Source organism: Burkholderia sp. BCC1640 (genome assembly GCF_902833125.1).
GTDB classification, from domain to species: Bacteria; Pseudomonadota; Gammaproteobacteria; order Burkholderiales; family Burkholderiaceae; genus Burkholderia; species Burkholderia diffusa.
The window spans coordinates 1-18,657 of record NZ_CADFEF010000012.1 but is presented as its reverse complement, the minus strand read 5'-3'; the positions used below and the strand labels follow the sequence as shown (position 1 = coordinate 18,657).

At 67.6% G+C, this 18,657-nt stretch carries 14 protein-coding genes and 4 pseudogenes; 6 read left to right on the top strand and 12 right to left on the bottom strand.

Annotated elements, in window-relative coordinates; translation table 11 throughout:
* Nucleotides 1-12 precede the first annotated feature (12 nt).
* The 3 genes from HWX25_RS14920 to HWX25_RS33730 form a co-directional block, all read right to left on the bottom strand.
* Nucleotides 13-2,319 carry an ATP-binding protein gene (locus HWX25_RS14920; RefSeq protein WP_175908944.1) on the bottom strand — a complete coding sequence of 769 codons (2,307 nt, stop codon included), beginning with the start codon at nt 2,317-2,319 and terminating at the stop codon, nt 13-15.
* 199 nt (nt 2,320-2,518) lie between these two features.
* Nucleotides 2,519-3,886, bottom strand: a complete 1,368-nt coding sequence (locus tag HWX25_RS14915) for a sigma-54 dependent transcriptional regulator (protein WP_175908943.1) — start codon at nt 3,884-3,886, stop codon at nt 2,519-2,521.
* A 228-nt stretch (nt 3,887-4,114) separates the two neighbouring features.
* Complete coding sequence (locus tag HWX25_RS33730) at nt 4,115-4,237, bottom strand: hypothetical protein (protein WP_257127630.1); 123 nt, start codon at nt 4,235-4,237, stop codon at nt 4,115-4,117.
* Here HWX25_RS33730 and HWX25_RS14910 point away from each other — a divergent pair.
* Nucleotides 4,236-4,576: pseudogene (locus HWX25_RS14910) on the top strand (sigma 54-interacting transcriptional regulator); the annotation flags it as partial. The gene HWX25_RS33730 and the pseudogene HWX25_RS14910 sit on opposite strands and share 2 nt — an antisense overlap.
* On the opposite strand, the pseudogene HWX25_RS14905 reads toward HWX25_RS14910, so the two are convergent.
* The 6 genes and pseudogenes from HWX25_RS14905 to HWX25_RS14880 form a co-directional block, all read right to left on the bottom strand.
* A pseudogene (locus HWX25_RS14905) lies at nt 4,561-4,982 on the bottom strand (glycosyltransferase family 1 protein); the annotation flags it as partial. The pseudogenes HWX25_RS14910 and HWX25_RS14905 overlap by 16 nt on opposite strands.
* Nucleotides 4,972-5,134: pseudogene (locus tag HWX25_RS14900) on the bottom strand (glycosyltransferase family 9 protein); the annotation flags it as partial. The pseudogenes HWX25_RS14905 and HWX25_RS14900, both read right to left, overlap by 11 nt.
* Nucleotides 5,130-5,465, bottom strand: a pseudogene (locus tag HWX25_RS14895) (alcohol dehydrogenase catalytic domain-containing protein); the annotation flags it as partial. The pseudogenes HWX25_RS14895 and HWX25_RS14900, both read right to left, overlap by 5 nt.
* Before the next feature lie 259 nt (nt 5,466-5,724).
* Complete coding sequence (locus HWX25_RS14890; protein WP_175908942.1) at nt 5,725-7,260, bottom strand: FAD-dependent oxidoreductase; 1,536 nt, start codon at nt 7,258-7,260, stop codon at nt 5,725-5,727.
* A 359-nt stretch (nt 7,261-7,619) separates the two neighbouring features.
* The gene (locus HWX25_RS14885) at nt 7,620-8,072 is read right to left on the bottom strand and encodes a phosphate-starvation-inducible PsiE family protein (protein ID WP_175908941.1); all 453 of its coding nucleotides are present in this window, start codon (nt 8,070-8,072) and stop codon (nt 7,620-7,622) included.
* Nucleotides 8,069-8,374 (bottom strand): LysR family transcriptional regulator, encoded by a 306-nt coding sequence (locus HWX25_RS14880; protein WP_175908940.1) that lies wholly within the window; start codon nt 8,372-8,374, stop codon nt 8,069-8,071. Before HWX25_RS14880 ends, HWX25_RS14885 begins: the two co-directional genes overlap by 4 nt.
* A gap of 412 nt (nt 8,375-8,786) precedes the next feature.
* On the opposite strand from HWX25_RS14880, the gene HWX25_RS14875 reads away from it, so the two are divergent.
* From HWX25_RS14875 to HWX25_RS14860, 4 genes are all read left to right on the top strand, one after another.
* Nucleotides 8,787-9,860, top strand: coding sequence for a Dyp-type peroxidase (locus HWX25_RS14875; protein WP_175908939.1), 1,074 nt, complete (start codon nt 8,787-8,789; stop codon nt 9,858-9,860).
* Entirely contained in the window at nt 9,853-10,668 is an 816-nt protein-coding gene (locus HWX25_RS14870; protein ID WP_175908938.1) for a family 1 encapsulin nanocompartment shell protein, read from the top strand. The genes HWX25_RS14875 and HWX25_RS14870 overlap by 8 nt, the downstream gene beginning before the upstream one ends.
* Nucleotides 10,669-10,768: 100 nt before the next feature.
* Nucleotides 10,769-11,038, top strand: a complete 270-nt coding sequence (locus HWX25_RS14865; RefSeq protein ID WP_059537134.1) for a hypothetical protein — start codon at nt 10,769-10,771, stop codon at nt 11,036-11,038.
* 492 nt (nt 11,039-11,530) lie between these two features.
* Nucleotides 11,531-13,810 carry an FdhF/YdeP family oxidoreductase gene (locus tag HWX25_RS14860; protein WP_175908937.1) on the top strand — a complete coding sequence of 760 codons (2,280 nt, stop codon included), beginning with the start codon at nt 11,531-11,533 and terminating at the stop codon, nt 13,808-13,810.
* A gap of 145 nt (nt 13,811-13,955) precedes the next feature.
* Here HWX25_RS14860 and HWX25_RS14855 read toward each other — a convergent pair whose 3' ends face one another.
* Nucleotides 13,956-15,377, bottom strand: a complete 1,422-nt coding sequence (locus HWX25_RS14855) for a cytosine permease (RefSeq protein ID WP_059700782.1) — start codon at nt 15,375-15,377, stop codon at nt 13,956-13,958.
* Between the two features lie 324 nt (nt 15,378-15,701).
* On the opposite strand from HWX25_RS14855, the gene HWX25_RS14850 reads away from it, so the two are divergent.
* Nucleotides 15,702-16,625 carry a LysR family transcriptional regulator gene (locus HWX25_RS14850; RefSeq protein ID WP_059537143.1) on the top strand — a complete coding sequence of 308 codons (924 nt, stop codon included), beginning with the start codon at nt 15,702-15,704 and terminating at the stop codon, nt 16,623-16,625.
* A 68-nt stretch (nt 16,626-16,693) separates the two neighbouring features.
* On the opposite strand, the gene argE is transcribed toward HWX25_RS14850, so the two are convergent.
* Together argE and HWX25_RS14840 are read right to left on the bottom strand one after the other, a co-directional pair.
* Nucleotides 16,694-17,857 carry an acetylornithine deacetylase gene (argE, locus tag HWX25_RS14845; RefSeq protein ID WP_175908936.1) on the bottom strand — a complete coding sequence of 388 codons (1,164 nt, stop codon included), beginning with the start codon at nt 17,855-17,857 and terminating at the stop codon, nt 16,694-16,696.
* Nucleotides 17,850-18,527, bottom strand: coding sequence for a DUF1028 domain-containing protein (locus tag HWX25_RS14840; RefSeq protein WP_059817090.1), 678 nt, complete (start codon nt 18,525-18,527; stop codon nt 17,850-17,852). The genes argE and HWX25_RS14840 overlap by 8 nt, the downstream gene beginning before the upstream one ends.
* Nucleotides 18,528-18,657 lie beyond the last annotated feature (130 nt).

Here is an 18,657-nt window from a genome sequence, read left to right as displayed (position 1 = left end):
ACCCGTCGCACGTCAGCGGTCGCGCGTCGTCATGCTCGCGATCTTGTGCGCCAGCTCGCGAACGTCGACCGGCTTGCACAGATAGCCGTCGAAACCCGCTTCGAGCGCGCGGCGCTCGTCGGCGAGGCCGGCGTGTGCGGTCACGGCGAGCACTCGCATATCGGGCGGGGTGCCGCCGTTCGCGGCGCCGCTGCGCAACGCGTCGAGCAGCCAGAAGCCGTCACCGTCGGACATCGCGAGATCGGACAGCACGACGGTCGGCTTCACGTCCGCGACGATCGCAAGCGCGTCGCGGCCCGACGACGCGATGGCGACGGTCGCGCCGAGCGTGCCCAGTGCGGCGGTCAGGCTCGCGCGTGTGGTGGCGTCGTCGTCGACGATCAGGATGCGCTGCGAGTCGAGCATCAGCGGATCGAGCAACCCGTCGTGCTGCGCGATGCCCCACGCCATTGCCCCCACCGGCTGCCAGCCTGCCGGCAACGTCACGGTGAACGTGGCGCCGCGATCGCGGCCCGCGCTTTCGACGCGGACCGTGCCGCCGTGCAGTTCGGCGATATGCCTCACGATCGAAAGACCAAGACCGAGCCCGCGCCGCGACGACGCGGGCGAATCGTCCGCGCGGCGGAACATGTCGAACACGTACGGGATGAACTCCGGCGCGATGCCTTGCCCATCGTCGGAGACGGTCAGCGTCGCGTGCGCGGCGTCGCGCGACAGCGTGACCGTCACCGTACCGCCCGCCGGCGTGAACTTCAGCGCGTTCGACACGAGATTCGACAGCATTTGCCGCAAGCGCTCCGCGTCGCCCGACACCACGCATGCCGGCGCGGCGCAGTCGAATCCGAGCGCGATGCCGGCCGACGACGCGGCCGTCTGGAGTGCGTTCGTCGCATCGGCGAACAGCCGCACCACGTCCACCGGCATCGCCTCGATCCGCAGCTTGCCGGTCGCGAGCGACGATGCGTCGAGGATGTCGCCGACCATGCGCGTGAGCGAACGCGCGCTGCGGTCGATCGCGTCGATCGCCTGCTGCTGCAATGCGTCGTCGCGCGAATTGCGCAGCACCTCGACCCAGCCGTAGATCACGTTCAGTGGCGTGCGCAGTTCGTGCGATACGGTCGCGAGCAGTTCGTCCTTCAGACGGTTCGACGTGTCGGCCTGGTCGCGCGCGTCGCGCGCGCCTTGCAGCGAACGGTGCGCGCGCAGGTCGCGGCGGCGCTGTGTGCCGGTCTCGCGCAGCGTCAGCGACAGCGCGACGCAGCGGCGCGCGTCGCCTTTCACCGGGCATGCGGATACCGTCGCGCGAAAGCGCCGGCCGTCGCGGCGCACGCACAGCAGCTCGAGCGGGCCGACCGGTTCGCGCAACGCGTCGAACGTCTCGGCCAGCGGGTTGCGCGCCAGCCAGCGCATCGCGACCAGCGTTTCGAGCGGCCGCCCGCACGCGTCGTCCTCGCCGTACCCGAAGATCCGCTGCGCGGCCGGGTTCCAGCTCACGATCCGGCCGTGGCTGTCGACCCCGATGATCGCGTCCGGCGATGCCTCGACGACCGCGAGCTGCAACCGCGACTTGTCGGTGAGCACGCGCGCCATGCCGCCATCGCGCAACAGCAGCACCGCGCCGTCGATGTTGCCGTCCGCATCGGCGATCGGCGACGCCGCCTCGACGATCGGCACTGGCCGGCTGTCGTCGGCGCCGTGCAGCCAGTGCCGGTCGGACAACGCATGCGCGCCGCCGAGCGCACGGTCGAGCGGCGTCGTCTGCACGCGCCGGCCGTCGTGATCGAACTCGCGCAGCACGTCGCGCACGGGTCGACCTGCCGCCTCGTCCAGGCCGCAACCGGCCAGTTCGGCCGCCGCCTCATTCAGGTAAGTCACCTGGCCTTTCGCATCGGTCGCGATCACGCCGTGCGGCAGCGCCTGCAGCACGGCATCGAGCTGCCGCCGCGCGTCGGCTTCCCGCTGGCGCGCGAGCTCGTTCGTGAGGCGCGCGTGGCGAAGCATCGCCGTCACCGCGCACACCAGCGCCCCGACCAGCAAGAAGGTGCCGAGCCGCACGAGGCGGGCCGGCAACGGTTCCGTATAGGCGCCGGGATCGGACAGGAACAGCGTCCAGACCAGCAGCCCGCTCGCCGCGGTCGACAGGATCCCGAACAGGAACGACGTCGCCCACGCGGCGCCGGCCAGCATCGGGTAGTACAGGACGAGCGACAGGTTGACGCCGCCGAAGCGGATCGCCAGCGCCTGCAGCACGGTCGCGATCGCGACGAGCATCACGACGGTGGCGTAATTTCCGGCCTGCGGCCGTGCAAAATCAATCATCGGACACGCTCCTGCCGGCGAACCGGCGGAGAACGGCCATGCGCGAACGAACGAGCACGTTACATGCTCGGCCGCGTGTGGTGAGCCGGGAGACCTTCACGCCATGACTGCTCCGACGGGCCGGCTCGACATCTCGCCTCATCTCGACGACGCCGTCTTCGGTTGCGGGCGCACGCGCATGAGCATGTCCTGCACGACATCAGGAATCCGGTTTCTCCACTTCGTCTTCCAGTTGCGCGAGCCGGTTGTAGATCGTCTTCAGGCTGACGTCGAGCACCTCCGCCGCCTGCGCCTTCACGCCGCCGCATCGCGCGATCGTGCCGAGAATCAGCTTGCGGTCGACTTCCTCGAGCGGCGTGCCGAACGGCACCGTCACGCGCTCCTCGTTCGAGTCGACCATGTTCGACAGTTCTTCCATGATCGGCGGCGGCAGCGTATCGATCACATCAGCGTCGCTGAAGATGCTCGCGCGCTGCACGAAGTTGCGCAGCTCGCGCACGTTGCCGGGCCACGCGTAAGTCTTCAGCGCTTCGCGCGCGGCCGGCGCGAAGCGCAGGTTGCGGCCGCTTTCCTCGTTGTAGCGCTGCAGGAATGCATCGGCGAGCATCGGGATGTCGTCGCCGCGCTCGCGCAGCGACGGCAGCGGAATCGGAAACACGTTGATCCGGTGATAGAGGTCGGGCCGCAGCTTGCCTTCCGCCATCGCACCTTCCGGATCGCGGTTGGTCGCCGCGACGATGCGCACGTCGACATCGATCTCGCGCGTCGAGCCGAGCCGCGTGAGCCGCCCGGTTTCCAGCACGCGCAGCAGCTTGACCTGCGATTCGACCGGCATCTCGGTGATTTCGTCGAGGAACAGCGTGCCGCCATCCGCGCGCTCGAAGAAGCCCTTGTGCTGCCGCTCGGCGCCGGTGAAGCTGCCGCGGTCGTGGCCGAACATCTCGCTCTCGACAAGGTTCGCCGCGATCGCGCCGCAGTTCACCGCGAGGAACGGGCCGCGGCGGCGCAGGCTCAAATCGTGAACCGTCTGCGCGGCGAGTTCCTTGCCCGTGCCCGACTCGCCGGTGAGCAGCACCGACGCTTCGGTACGCGCGACGCGACCGATCGCATCGTAGACGGCCTGCATCGCGGGCGAACTGCCGAGCATCCGGCCAAAGCGGCCAAGACGCTTCAGCTCGGAGCGCAGTTCGGCGATTTCCTCGTGCAGGGCGGTGGTGCGCGGCACGCGTGCGAAGATGCTGTTCAGCCGCTGCATGTTGAGCGGTTTAACCAGATAGTCGCTCGCGCCGCGCCGCAACGCATCGATCGCGGTTTCGAGGCTCGCATGACCGGTGGTCAACACCATTTCGCAATGCGAGCGCTTGGGCAATGCGTCAAAGAGATCCATCCCATTGCCGTCCGGCAGTACGAGGTCGCACAGCACGAGATCAGGGGTATGCGTTGAAACGAGCGTGCGCGCTTCTTCGAGCGTCGCGGCCGTGTCGCAGGCGAGCTGCTGCGCCTGTGCGAGCGTCGCGAGCATCATGCGCGTATCGGCATCGTCTTCGACGATCAGGACATAAGGCATCGAAGCTCCTTGGTGGTGCGGCTCGGGCGCCAAGATCGCCGAAACCGCGGCGGGCATGCGATGCGGGGTACGACGCCGGCATCTGGCGCCACGTCCGCATTGCACACGAATGAGCAGACTAGCTGTCCTGCAATGACAAACGAGTGCTTAGCAGAATAGAAGAAGCACGTCGCGCGATCGCCGCTCATCGAATAAATCTATCCCCCGGCGGCCGAGGCATTGCCAGATTCAATCCGGCAATTCCAGCATAAAAGGTATGATTTCCACATGAAAAAAACGACGCATGACGGTCATTTTTTCATCCAGCCCTCGACGATTTCGGTCAATACTTCCCAGCGCGATATCACTCATGTCGAAATCCGACGATGACGGCACGCGATTGTTCGGCCGCTCGCAAGCGATTCAGAATCTGCTGCTGGAGGTATCGCGCGGCTCATCCACGACATGAGCCCGCGCCGGCGCGGGCCGTTCGTACCCGTCAATTGCGGCGCGATTCCGAAGGACATCGCGGAATCCCATTTGTTCGGACACGAAAAAGGCAGCTTCACCGGCGCCGTTGCACAACATGTGGGCATGTTCGAAGCCGCGCGCGGCGGGACGCTGTTTCTCGACGAAATCGCGGAAATGCCGGCGGGATTGCAGGTGAAATTGCTGCGCACGCTCGAGTCGAACACGATCACGCGCGTCGGCGTGACGCCGCTGTCCCACATCAGCGCGTTGAACGGCGTCACGTGCACCAGCAACACGTTCGGGTCCTGCACCGGGTGCAGCGTGTCGGTCGGATGCTCGCGCGGCGGATCGTGTTCGACGAACAGCGCCGGCAACGCCCGCTGCGCGTCGCTCAGGAGCCGCAACCGGTCGTGCGCGTAGTGATTGTGTGCTGGTACAGCACGCAGTCGAACTCGGTGTCGCGCACGCACTCGACGGGCACCTCATACACGTTGTCGCCCCACGGCAGGTGCCCGACCCGCCCCGCGTAACCGGGCGGATGCTGCGGCTTCGTCACGATGTAGAAATCGTGCGGTGCCTGCGACAGGTAATTCAGATAATTGCCGTGCACGTGCCAGGTGAGCACACGCAACGGCTTACGTGACATGACGTCTCTCCTCCGCGAGCAGTTCGCCCGCACTTTCCATCACGTCGTCGACGCCGATCGCTGCCGCAGGCGACGACAATGCTCGGCGTGCCGAACGCCGCCGCGACATGCGACACGCCCGTGTCGTTGCATAGCACGAGACGCGCGCGGCCCGCCCGGGTTCGCGACGTCGCATTGCGCGGTGTAGCCCGCGCGGCAGTACACGCAGCTGCCGCACGCGATCGTCGACGGAATCAGCCCGCGATCGCCGCGCTTCAGGTTGCGCACGTCGCGCCCGACCGTCTCGACGATGCCGACGCCCTCATGGCCGAGGATCGTGCCCGGCTTCATCCCGCCGAGCGTGCCGCGCACCATGTGCAGGTCGGTGCCGCAGATCGCGCTGGCCGTGAGGCGCACGACCGCGTCGGTCACGTCGGCGACTTCCGGGTCGGGTACCGTATCGATGCGAATATCGCCGATGCCGTGAAATACGACTGCTTTCATGTCAGGCCCTCCTTGTCGAAAGCGGAAACGGTATGGATACCGTCGTGCTGTTCGAGCAAGGCGCACGCCCGTCGGCGAGGGGAACACTGGGCGGTTCGCGTTCGGGTTCGTCGTCGCGAACAGCGTCGCAAACGCATCGACGGCGCAACCGGAGTCGCGGTACACCGGCCTCCGCGCTTGTCGCGACGCTGCAACGACCGTTGCATACGCAACGCGTTGACCATAGCGTGCATCCCTCAACGCACGGTCGCCAGCCCGCTCACGCGTGCGTCGCGCCCTGCTGCTCGAGCGCCGCTTCCGCGCGCAGGCAGTCGAGATCGCGGCCGATCGTCGCGACCGCGAGCCTTGCATTGCCGCGCCAGTACGTCACCGAACCGTCGTGCGCGCGCAGGTCGCCGTCGATCTCGACGCGGTCCCATTGCTCCGCGTGTCCGACATAGCGCACCGTCAGGTCGTAGTGCTGGCTCCAGAAGAACGGCACGGCGTCGAACGGTTGCTGCCGGCCGAGCATGTTGCGCGCCGCGGCGATCCCCTGCCGCTCCGCGACGACCCAGTGCTCGACGCGAATGCGTTCACCCGTCAGCAGATCCGGCCAGCGCGCGATGTCGCCGGCCGCGTAGATGTCCGGCGCGCTCGTCTTCAGGAAACGGTCGACCGTCACGCCGCGATCGACGGCCAGCCCCGCGTCCTGCGCAAGCGCGACGTTCGGATGCACGCCGATGCCGACCAGCACGACATCCGCCGGCAGCACGTCGCCGTTCGACAGCGTGACGCGATCCGGCGCGATCTGCGCGGGCGTCACGCCGAGATGGAAAGCCACGCCGTGCGACTCGTGCAGCGCGCGGATCGTATCGCCGAGCGCGTCGCCGAGCACGCGCGCCATCGGCCGCGCGTCGGGCGCGACCACATCTACGTCGAGCCCGCGCGTGCGCAGCGCGGCGGCCGCTTCGAGGCCGATGAAGCTCGCGCCGACCACGACGCAGCGCCGCGCGGTCTTCAGCTTGCCGATCAGCGCATCGCAATCGGCACGCGAACGCAGCACGCACACGTGTGGAAGATCGGCGCCCGGTACGGTCAGGCGGTTCGGCTCGGCACCAGTGGCGAGCAGCAGCGCGCCGTAGCCGACGCGGCTGCCGTCCGCGAGCTCGACCGCGTGTTGCGCGGGGTCGATCCGCGCGACGCGCGTGCCGCAGCGCACGTCGATGCGCTGGTCGGTATAGAACGACGCGCCGCGCAGCGGCAGCCAGTCGGCTTCGGCCGTGCCGGCCAGATAGTCCTTCGACAGGTTCGGTCGATCGTACGGCGGCTCGCTGTCCGCGCTCAGCAGCGTGATCGCGTGCGGGTAGCCTTCCTGCCGCAGCGTCACGGCCGCCGAGATCGCGGCCGCGCCACCGCCGACGATCACCACCGATTCGGGCAATCCGGGGGCATTCGACACGGGCGGCGACGCGGCAGGCTGCGCGCCGAGCACGACCGCGCGGCCGTCTCGACGTTCGACGCGCCAGCACGTCAGGCCGTCGAGCGCCGGCGCACGCAGCCGTTCGCCGGTGCGCAAGCAGAACGCCGCGTGATGCCACGGGCAGCGAATCGTGTCGCCGACCAGCAGCCCGTCGGCCAGCGGTGCGCCGTAGTGAGGGCATTGCGCGCCCACGGCAAACAGGGCGTCGGCGCGGCGCACCAGCAGCACCGTGTCGTCGCCGACCTGGCCCTCGATCATCGCGCCGTCGGCGATGTCATCGAGCGAAATGCCCTGCGCAAGATCGGGGCGTGAAGACGATGCGTCGCTTCCGGACATGGCGCGGCTCCCGGCTGAGGTAACGATCCCATTATCGGCGTCCTTCCTGAAAAGAGCCGGGATGAACGACCCCGCGGCGCACGCAAACGCGAACCATGGCTCGTACGCGATCCGCAACCGGCGCGGAACGTCATCGACGTTGCGGCGCAACACGCTGGATACGCGTGCGCGGGTGTCAGGTATGCGAAGCAATCCGCATGCCGTGCACGGCGTGCGGCCTGGCGGGCCGCTCTTGAACGGCCAATCCGTGCCGGACACGGCGAGCTTGCCGGTTGCCCCCATTTCAACGATGACGCCGCTATCGATGTGGAATCCTTCGTTCTTCGCCGACAGCGCCGGCGAGACCCGCGCGGGCGGCGTTACCGACGCGGGTGCGCATCTTCCTCGACATCGTCGACTTCCGCCGGAAAACGATGCTGACCGAAACTGAGGATCAGTACGCCCACCGCGAGCAGCACGATCCCGAACGTGGTCATCAGCATTCGCTCGGGGCTGTCGGTGGCGCCGCGCAGGATCAGGTCGCGCGCAAGCGACGTCATCGCGATGAACAGCGGAAAGCGCACCGGCAGCCGGCCGAGCCGCAGGTAGCGCACGTCCATCGCGAGCACTTCGAGATACAGAAACATCAGCAGCAGGTCGGTCAGCGACACCTCGCCCGCGAGCACGACCTTCCACGCTTCCTGCGACATCGCGAACGCGGTCGCGAGACCGATCACGATCAGCCCGGCCAGCTCGGCCGCATGGAGGAAGTGTCCGAAGCGGCGGCGGATGCGCTCGGCGGCCGTATCGGCAGAAACAGTGGACGTATTCAAAACGACGGCCCGTGCAATGGCTTGGATGCCGCGGTCGATACTCCATCGCCACGGCGGATGGTTTCGCGAGGATGAACGGTTGCGCACGCATCTATCTGGGCGGTAGCACTCATGGAACGCGACGCCGGCATCTCGTCGCCCATGCGGTCCGGCAACAACCGGCAGCCGGGATACCGTTCGAGGCAATCGAGCCGCGCGTTCACCTGCGCGTTGCCCAGCATCAGGCTGGACGCCGCGCCGGACACCCCGCCATGCTCGATCACTGCACCGAAAATACGCGTCTCTCCCAGAAGGTTCATCATGATGGTTCTCGTCGGCGGGCGGAGCGAATCCAATCTACTGCACGCGCCACGCCCGCTCAAGAGCACAGCGCCGCGCGCTTCAGGAGTACAGCTGCACGCCCGCTGCGCGAAATCGGACCCCGATCAATCCATTCGAATGACAGTTCGCCGATACGTGTTCCAAAGACCCGCCGAAGCTGCTAGATTGCATGCTCGACGCCGTCACGCGGTGCGGCGAGGTCACGCGCCGGGCGAATGCGCGGCCACCCCTGCCACCGCTTGCGCCCGGGCGGCAGGCCGCCGCCGTGGCCCGTTGCGCGACGCATGCGCAACGAACGTCCTTCATCCGCATGTCACAAAGAGAACAGTCGCATGACACAGTCCAACCGTTCGTCTTCGCGCGCCGCGGCATTCGCGGCCCGTCCGTCCCGACATGACTGACCGGCAGGCCGCGATGCAAACCCTTCCCCCGCTCTCCCAGGCCGTTCACAGTCCGATCACGCGCAGCGCGATCTTCCTCGTCGCAACCGTCAACTCGGGCGCCGACCGCGCCGACACGATCCGCGCGTGGTGCGGCGATATCGCCGCGCTCGTGCGCTCGGTCGGCAAGCGCGTGCCGGGCGGCAACCTGTCCTGCGTGTGCGGCTTCGGCGCCGACGCATGGGATGCGCTGTTCGGCAATCCGCGCCCCGCGTCGCTGCATCCGTTCCGTGAATTCGGCGCCGGCCAGCGTGTCGCGGTCGCGACGCCGGGCGACATCCTGCTGCACATCCGCGCCGAGGCGATGGATCTGTGCTTCGAACTCGCCACCCAACTGCTCGGCGCGCTCGGCGACGCGGTCACGGTCGTCGACGAGGTGCACGGCTTCCGCAACTTCGACCAGCGCGCGATGATCGGTTTCGTCGACGGCACCGAGAACCCGGAAGGCCGCGAGGCGGTCGACTTCACGGTGATCGGCGACGAGGATTCGGCATTCGCGGGCGGCAGCTACGTGATCGTGCAGAAGTACCTGCACGACATGGCCGGCTGGAACGCGCTCGCGGTCGAGACGCAGGAGCGCATCATCGGGCGCACCAAGCTGTCCGACATCGAGCTCGCGCCGGACGTGAAACCGTCGTGCTCGCACAGCTCGCTGACCACGCTCGACGAAGACGGCAAGGAAGTGAAGATCCTGCGCGACAACATGCCGTTCGGGCGCCCCGGCTACGGCGAATTCGGCACCTATTTCATCGGCTACGCGCGCTCGCCGGCGCCGATCGAACAGATGCTCGAGAACATGTTCGTCGGCCGCCCGCCCGGCAACTACGACCGGCTGCTCGACTACAGCCGCGCGGTCACCGGCTCGCTGTTCTTCGTGCCGTCGGCCGACCTGCTCGAAGCGCTCGCCGATCGCGCCGCACCGGCCGCGGACGCCATCGCCTCGCAGCCGGCACCCACCTCGCCCGAGTCGCGCCGTGACGGCTCGCTGAACATCGGATCGCTGAAAGGAGCCAAAGCCCATGAATAACCTGCACCGCGAACTCGCGCCCGTTTCCTCCGCCGCCTGGGAACAGATCGAGGAGGAAGTGGCGCGAACCTTCAAGCGCTCGGTGGCCGGGCGCCGCGTGGTCGACGTCGAGGGCCCGGCCGGCCCCGCGCTGTCGGCCGTCGGCACCGGGCATCTGCGCGAGGTCGCCGCGCCGCGCGAGCAGGTGAGCGCACGGTTGCGCGAAGTGCGTACGATCGTCGAGCTCACGGTGCCGTTCGAATTGAGTCGCGATGCGATCGACAGCGTCGAGCGCGGCGCGCGCGACGCCGACTGGCAGCCGGCGAAGGACGCCGCGCAACGGCTCGCATTCGCGGAAGACGGCGCAATCTTCGACGGCTACCTGGCCGCGGACATCGTCGGCATCCGCGAAGGCACGTCGAACCGCAAGCTCACGCTGCCGGCCGACGTCGGCGCGTACCCGGACGCGATCAGCGACGCGCTGGAAGCACTGCGGCTCGCCGGCGTCGACGGCCCGTACTCGGTCGTGCTCGGTTCGGATGCCTACACGGCGCTGAGCGAAGCGCGCGACCAGGGCTACCCGGTCCTCGGCCACATCAAGCGCATCGTCAGCGGCGAGATCATCTGGGCGCCGGCGATCAGCGGCGGCTGCGTGCTGTCCACCCGCGGCGGCGACTATGAACTTCACCTCGGCGAAGACGTGTCGATCGGCTACACGAGTCACACCGACAAGGTCGTTCGCCTGTACCTGCGCGAAACGTTCACGTTCCTGATGCTGACGAGCGAGGCATCGGTGGCCGTGGCGCCGCAGGCCACCGCGGCGACCTGACGTCCCGCCCGCGCGCGATGCCTGCCGGGCATCGCGTGCACCGGCCGCGTTGCCGGCCGCACGTTCGTCGTCGCCGAACCATCCTGAATGGAGGCGTGAAATGAGCGAATCGAATGACGCATTACAGGCGCTGCAAGCGTCGGTCGACAGCCTGAAGCAGGCCGTCGACGCGAACGCGAGCCGCCACGCCGGCGACACCGCCGTGCTCTTCACCGTGGTAGCGCTAATGCTGGCCGAGCTGCCGCCCGACACCCGCAACCTGATCGAGGATTCATTCTCCGTCTGGGCCAATGATCTGCAGGATGCAGCCCTGTCATCCGCCGTGAAGCAGATCGCACGACAGCGACTTGCGATGACGCTCTCCGACTGACGCCGCTTCGCCGCGATGCGCGCCCACGCGCGCGCATTGCACGCCGCCAACTTTTCGTATCCCGCACGCCGCACCCGCATGCGCGCTCGTCTGTACTCCTTGCGTCTCCCCAGCACATGCATGTGAGGGTGCAATTCACGGCCGGGCCGATGCGGAACTGTGTCTTGTAGGCCCCGGCCCGATTCGCTATTTTGAACGCAGTCGAAGTAATGCGGCGGGCTCCGCGAAGCGCCGGCGTTGCTGGCGTCGAACGCGACCGGTCGCCGTACCGGTGCGTGCTGCGCGAGGGCACGGCCTCGGCATGCGCGCAACCGGTCGCGAAGGCATTCGGCAAGACGTCGTCCGGTGCGAGGATGGACGCGCACTGAAACCCGACGGGCCCGGATGCACGGGCCCGCATGACCGGCTCCGTCCGCGGGCCGGAACCGCCCCACGCCGCGACGCGGCGCAACCCGAGCCACCCCGCAGCGGGTCCGGCTCATGGAGATTCACATGACAAATCGACGCGAAGTGCCAGGCATCAGGAAGTACGATGGGCCCGCCGGCGGTTGGGGCGCGCTTCGCGCGACAGCCGAGGCCGTGCGCACGCAAATGGAAACCATCGAGGCGCCGATCGTGCTGATGCGGACGAATCAGCCCGACGGTTTCGACTGCCCCGGCTGCGCTTGGCCCGACAAGGAACACAAGTCGACGTTCCAGTTCTGCGAGAACGGCGCGAAGGCCGTCACGTGGGAAGCGACGACCAAGCGCGTGACGCCCGAGTTCTTCGCGGCGAACACGGTGTCGTCGCTGCTGCGGCTGTCCGACTACGAGCTGGAGAACATGGGCCGGCTCACGCATCCGCTCGTCTACGATCGCGCGACCGACACGTTCCGCGCAGTCGAATGGGACGACGCATTCGCGCGCATCGGCGAGGTGCTGCGCGCGCTGCCGCCCGAGCAGGTCGAGTTCTATACGTCGGGCCGCGCGTCGAACGAAGCCGCATACCTGTATCAGCTCTTCGCGCGCGAGCTCGGCACCAACAATTTCCCCGACTGCTCGAACATGTGCCACGAGCCGACCAGCGTCGGCCTGCCGCAGTCGATCGGAATCGGCAAGGGCACGGTGTCGCTGGAGGATTTCGACCACTGCGAACTGATCATCTCCATCGGCCACAACCCCGGCACGAACCACCCGCGAATGATGGGCACGCTGCACGAGTGCTCGCGCCGCAACGTGCCGATCATCGTGTTCAACCCGCTGCGCGAGCGCGCGCTCGAACGCTTCGCGGATCCGCAGGACATGATCGAGATGGCGTCGTTCGGCTCGACACGTATCGCTTCGACGTACTATCAGGTCGACGCGGGCGGCGACGCCGCCGCGCTGAAAGGCATCATGAAGGCGCTGCTGCGGCTCGAGGCCGAGCGCGGCGACGTGCTCGACCGTGACTTCATCGCGCAGCACACCGACGGCTTCGACGCGTTCTCCGCCGACCTCCAGGCGACGTCGTGGAACGACATCGAGCGCGCGAGCGGCCTGAGCCAGGCGCAGCTCGAACAGGTCGCGCTCGCCTACGCGAAGTCGAACGCGACGATCGTCACGTATGGGATGGGCGTCACGCAGCACAACAAGGGCACCGCGACCGTGCGCCTGATCGCCGACCTGCTGCTGATGTGCGGCAACTTCGGCAAGCCCGGTGCAGGCATATGCCCGCTGCGCGGCCACTCCAACGTGCAGGGCAACCGCACCGTCGGCATCACCGAGAAGCCGTCGGCCGAATTCCTGCAGAAGATCGAGGACGTGTGCGGCTTCAAGCCGCCCGTGCATCACGGGCACGACGCGGTGCAGGCGATGCAGGCCATGATCGACGGCCAGGCCAAGGCGCTGCTGTGCCTCGGCGGCAACTTCGCGGTCGCGCTGCCCGATCCCGAGCTGTCGTTCCCCGCGATGGCGAAGCTCGATCTGAGCGTGCATCTCGGCACGAAGCTGAACCGCTCGCATCTGCTGGTGGCAAAGGAAAGCTACGTCCTGCCCGTGCTCGGCCGCACCGAGCTCGACATGCAGGCGAGCGGCCGGCAGTCGATCACCGTCGAGGATTCGATGTCGATGGTCCATGCATCGGCCGGCAAGCTCAAGCCGGCGTCCGACCAGTTGCGCTCGGAGCCCGCGATCGTCGCCGGAATCGCGCATGCGACGCTGCCGAACAGCAAGGTCGCATGGCTCGACCTGATCGCCGACTACGACCGCATCCGCGACCTGATCGATCGCACGGTGCCCGGCTTCGAGTCGTTCAACGAACGGATCCGCAGGCCGGGCGGCTTCCGCCTGCCGCTGCCGCCCACCGAGCGCGTGTGGCCCACGCCGACCGGCAAGGCGACTTTCTCGGTCTACAAGGGCGTGAAGGAAGACGCCGACGTGCTCGGCGCAGAGCAGGTGCTGCGGCTGATCACGCTGCGCAGCCACGATCAGTACAACACGACGATCTACGGGCTCGACGACCGCTATCGCGGCGTGTTCGGGCGGCGCGACGTGCTGTTCATGAACGCGGCCGATCTCGCGAAGTACGGGCTCGAACACGGCGACCTCGTCGACGTCGAGACGATCACCGCATCCGGCCGCACGCTGCGTCTCGAGAAGATCACCGCGATCGAATACGACATCGCGCCGGGGTCGGTCGGCGCGTATTACCCGGAAGCGAACGTGCTCGTGCCGCTCGACTACATCGACAAGGAAAGCGGCACGCCGTCGTACAAGTCGGTGCCGGTGCGGGTCGCGCGTTCCGCGGGCGTGTGATTCGCGGAGCGGGCGAGTTTGCAATGTCCGGTACGACATGCCGCGCGCCTGAACCTGCTCGCCGCCCCTCTTCCCCGTCTCCCGGCCGCCGCGTCGCATCCGATGCGGCGGCCGCTTCCTTTCGTCACGTCGAGAGACGATCCGCTTATCGCGCCGCCGACGACGGCAGCTGCGCGCCCGTCTGCCGGCGCCGGTACGCGCTGTCGCGCGTCGCGAGCCAGTAGTACAGCGGCGACGTCAGCGCCAGCCCGACGAGCCACGACAGGTCTGCGCCGCCGAGATGCGCGGGAATCGGGCCCGCATACATCGGCGTGTTCATGAACGGAATCTGCACGGCGATCCCGATCGCATACGCGAGCAGCGCCTGCGGATTGAAGCGGCCGTACACGCCGCCGTCCGCCATGAAGATCGACTGAATGTCGTACTTGCCCTTGTGGATCACGTAGAAGTCGATCAGGTTGATCGCCGTCCACGGCACCAGCACGACGAGCAGCGCGAGCACGAGATCGACGAGATTGCCGACGAAGTTCGTCGACGCGCCGATCGCCGCGTAGCAGCATGCGATGAAGATCACCACCGACACCACCGCGCGCGTCTTCGCGGTCGGAATCCACTTGTACGCGAAGGTCTGCACCGACGTGATGACGGCGAGCACCGCGCCGTACAGGTTCAGCGCGTTGTGGCTGATCACGCTCAGCAGGAACAGCACCAGCATCAGCGGGCCGAGCGGGCCGGTCGCCTGCTTGACCGCATCCATCGTGTCCGCGCCGGCCGGCACCGCGAGCACCGCGACCGCGCCGAAGATGAACGCGAGCGTCGAGCCGATCGTGCAGCCGAGATAGGTCGCCCAGAACGTCGACGCGACGCCGACGTCCTCCGGCAGGTAACGCGAATAGTCAGATACGTACGGCGCGAACGCGATCTGCCACAACGCGGACAGCGACACCGTCGCCAGCCACCCGGCGAAATCGAAGCCGCCGCGCGTGAGGAAATCGGCGGTGCTCACGTGCGACAGGATCATCCAGAAGCCGACCACGATGCCGATGCCGAGCACCCACGTGCCGATCCGGTTCAGGATATGGATGAACCGGTAACCGACGATTCCGATCAGCCCGGATCCCACCGCGCCGATCACGATGCCGACGGGCACCGGCACCGACGACGCGATGCCGTGCACCGACTTGCCGGCCAGCACGATGTTCGATGCGAAGAAGCCGACGTACATCACCGCCGCGATCACCGTGACCAGCAGCGCGCCCCACGAGCCGAACTGCGCGCGGCTCTGGATCATCTGCGGGATGCCCATCTGCGGCCCCTGCGCAGAATGCAGCGCCATCAGCACGCCGCCGACCGCCTGGCCGACGACGATCGCGACGATCGCCCACATCAGGTTCAGGTGAAAGAGCTGCACGCCGAGCGCGCCGGTCACGATCGGCAGCGGCGCGATGTTGCCGCCGAACCAGAGCGTGAACAGGTCGCGCACCTTGCCGTGGCGTTCTGCGGGCGGCACGTAGCCGATCGTGTGTTTCTCTATCATGGGGGACGCGTTGCGGTCCGCGGTCGTCATGGCGAAGTCTCCTGTCCTGCGCGGCGATGCGCGCGTGCCGTGTCAGCCGGCGCGCGCCGAAGCGTGCGCCTGCAATCGGGTCCGGATATGCTGGCGGCGGTTCGCCGCGCGCATGCGCGCTTTTGTCGCGATCCGGATTGGAGACGATGGTGCGCCACGCATGCGGCGCCCGGAAAATACTAAAAATATTTCCGAGACATACGAAAAAGCTCTGCAGCGGAAACGTCGGCGCCGATTTTCTTCAGGTAAGGTGCTACCCGAAACGATGGACCGATTACGCGCTCCGGCGACGCATGTGCGCGGTGCCGAGCATCAGAGGTGCCTGTGGCTCACTACACTTTGCGGCAACTGAAATATTTCGTGACGACGGTGGAATCCGGCAGCGTCGCCGAGGCGTCGCGCCAGCTCTTCATCGCGCAGCCGTCAATCTCCAGCGCGATCAAGGGGCTCGAGGAAAGCTTCGGCGTGAAGCTGTTTATCCGCCATCACGCGCAGGGCGTGTCGCTGACGCCATCCGGCACGCGTTTCTACCGGAAGGCGCAGGAACTGCTGCGCATCGCGCACGAATTCGAACAGAACGCGCTCGCCGACAACGACGTGATCACCGGGCAGATCGACATCGGCTGCTTCGAGACCGTCGCGCCGCTCTATCTGCCGCAACTGATCGCGGGTTTTCGGGAGCGCTATCCGGGCGTCAACATCCGGCTGCGCGACGGCGACCAGCAGGAGCTCGTGCAGGGCCTGACGGCCGGCACCTTCGATCTCGCGTTCCTTTACGACCACGATCTCGACGGTACGATCGAAACCGAGCCGCTGATGCCGCCGCAGCAGCCATACGTGCTGCTGCCGGAGAACCACCGGTTCGCGGGCCAGTCGCACGTATCGCTGCACGACCTCAGCGTCGAGCCGATGATTCTCCTCGACGTGCTGCCGAGCCGCACATACTTCGTCAGCCTGTTTCGCGAGCTCGGGCTCACGCCGAACATCGTGTTCGCTTCGCCGTCGATCGAAATGGTGCGCGGCATGGTCGGCCAGGGATTCGGCTTCTCGCTGCTCGTCACGCGGCCGCACTCCGAATACACGTACGACGGCCGGCGCGTCGTGACGATCGCCCTCAGCGAAACGGTGAGTCCGTCGGGGCTCGTGAGCGCGCGGTTGAAGCGCGGTCAGCTGACGAAGCAGGCGCAGTCGTTCGTCGAGTTCTGCCGCGAGCGGCTGGCGCAGATCGTCGCGGAATCGGCGCGATAGCAACAAAGAAACCGCACGCGCCGCGGAGCGGCAGCGTGCGAGATGCGGCATGCGGCTCCGCGGCCGCATCAGTCCTCTGAAACGAGATGCGTCGCGAGACGCCCCAGCATCGCGTCGCAACCGTGCAGTTGCTCGACCGCGACGAATTCGTCGGGCTTGTGCCCCTGGTCCATGCTGCCCGGCCCGCACACCACGGTCGGAATGCCGGCCTGCCCGAACAGGCCGCCCTCGGTGCCGAACGCGACCGTGCCGAACGCGTCGGAGCCGCTCAGCATCGCGAGCAGCCGCGCGGCTTCGCTGTCCGGCGACGTCGCGAGCCCCGGATACGAACCGAGCGGCTGCAGCTGGATATCGGTATCGGGTTGCACCGCGCGCATCTTCGGCAACAGTTCGGATTCCGCATAATCCTGCAGCTTTCTCGTCACTTCATGTGCGTCGAACGCCGGCAGTGCCCGCACCTCGAAGTCGAATTCGCATTCGGCCGGCACGATGTTCAGCGCGCGGCCGCCCTTGATCAGCCCGGCCTGCACCGTCGAGAACGGCGGATCGAAGCGGCTGTCGTGATGCTCGGGCCGCGCGAGCGCCGCGCCGATCTCGCCGAGCCGGCCGATCAGCTTCGCCGCGTAATCGATCGCGTTGACGCCGAGCGGCGCGTACGCCGAGTGACACGCGGCGCCCTTCACGTGGCAGCGCATCGCGAGCTTGCCCTTGTGACCGAGCACCGGCTTCAGTTCGGTCGGCTCGCCGATCAGACACAGACGCGGCCGGTGCTCGCGCGCGGCCAGCGCATCGAGCATCGGCCGCACACCGAGACAGCCGACTTCCTCGTCATACGAAAACGCGAGATGCACCGGCAGGCGCAGCGGCCGCGCGACGAACGCCGGCACGGCCGCGAGCACCGACGCGATGAAGCCCTTCATGTCGGCCGTGCCGCGCCCGTACAGCCGGCCGTCGCGCTCGGTCAGCCGGAACGGCTCGACCGTCCACGCCTGGCCGTCGACCGGCACCACGTCGGTATGGCCCGACAGCGCGATGCCGCCGCGATCGCGCGGCCCGATTGTCGCGTACAGGCTCGCCTTCGTGCGTTCCGCGTTGTAGAACAGCTCGCTCGAGACGCCGAGGCCGTCGAGGTAATTGCCGATGAATTCGATCATCGCGAGATTTGAATCGCGGCTGACCGTCGCGAAGCCGATCAACCGTTCGAGCAATGCGCGGCTCGACGTGTCACTCATCACCCGGCACTCCGTAGCTCGGCGCGGCAGTCGGGTTCAGCGCGCGTGTCTGGTAATCCTGCATCTGCGGGCGATACGCGCGCCACAGCGCATCGAGCTGCCCGATCGGATCGGCATCGGCCCAGTCGACGCGCAGGTCGACGATCGGCCAGGTCACGTCGCCGACCACCTTCAGTGCCGCCGAATGCACCGGTCCGGCCTCGCCGCCCGCCGCGATCGCCGCGTGCATCGCGGCCAGCAGGCGGTCGGCCAGCAGCCCGGGCGACTGCTCGAACGCACGCGCCATCGCGTCGATCACGCCCGGCGCGGCCAGCAGGTTGCCCGCCGCCACGCATTGCTCGCCCTCAACCGCATGGTGCGTGCCGAGCGCCTCCTTCCCGGTGAAGCACGCGGTCTGCCCCTGCCCGTCGATCACCGTGACCTGCCGGTACTGGCTCCAGCCGTTCGCGCTGAGCGCGCGGTCGAGCGCGGCCGCCGGTGCGAGCTGCCGGTGCTCGATCAGGTCGAGGATCTGCGGGCCGAGCGCCGGCAGCGTGACGTTCTGCGTAGCGACCGCGCCGACGCCGGCGCGCACCCATGGGCAGCGCGCGCCCACCGCGATGCTCGACGAACTGATCGCGATCCCGAGCTGCCCCGTTTCCGGGCAGCGCCCGACGATGGAGAAAGTCATGTCGCCTATATGAACGCGTCCCGTTTGCAACAGTTCTCGTGTGTTCCGACTGACAGGATGGGCTGCAGCTCTATATCCGGCCTTGTTGCAGCCAATACCGCCGCTGCGGGCCCCTATGAAATCTGCTGAC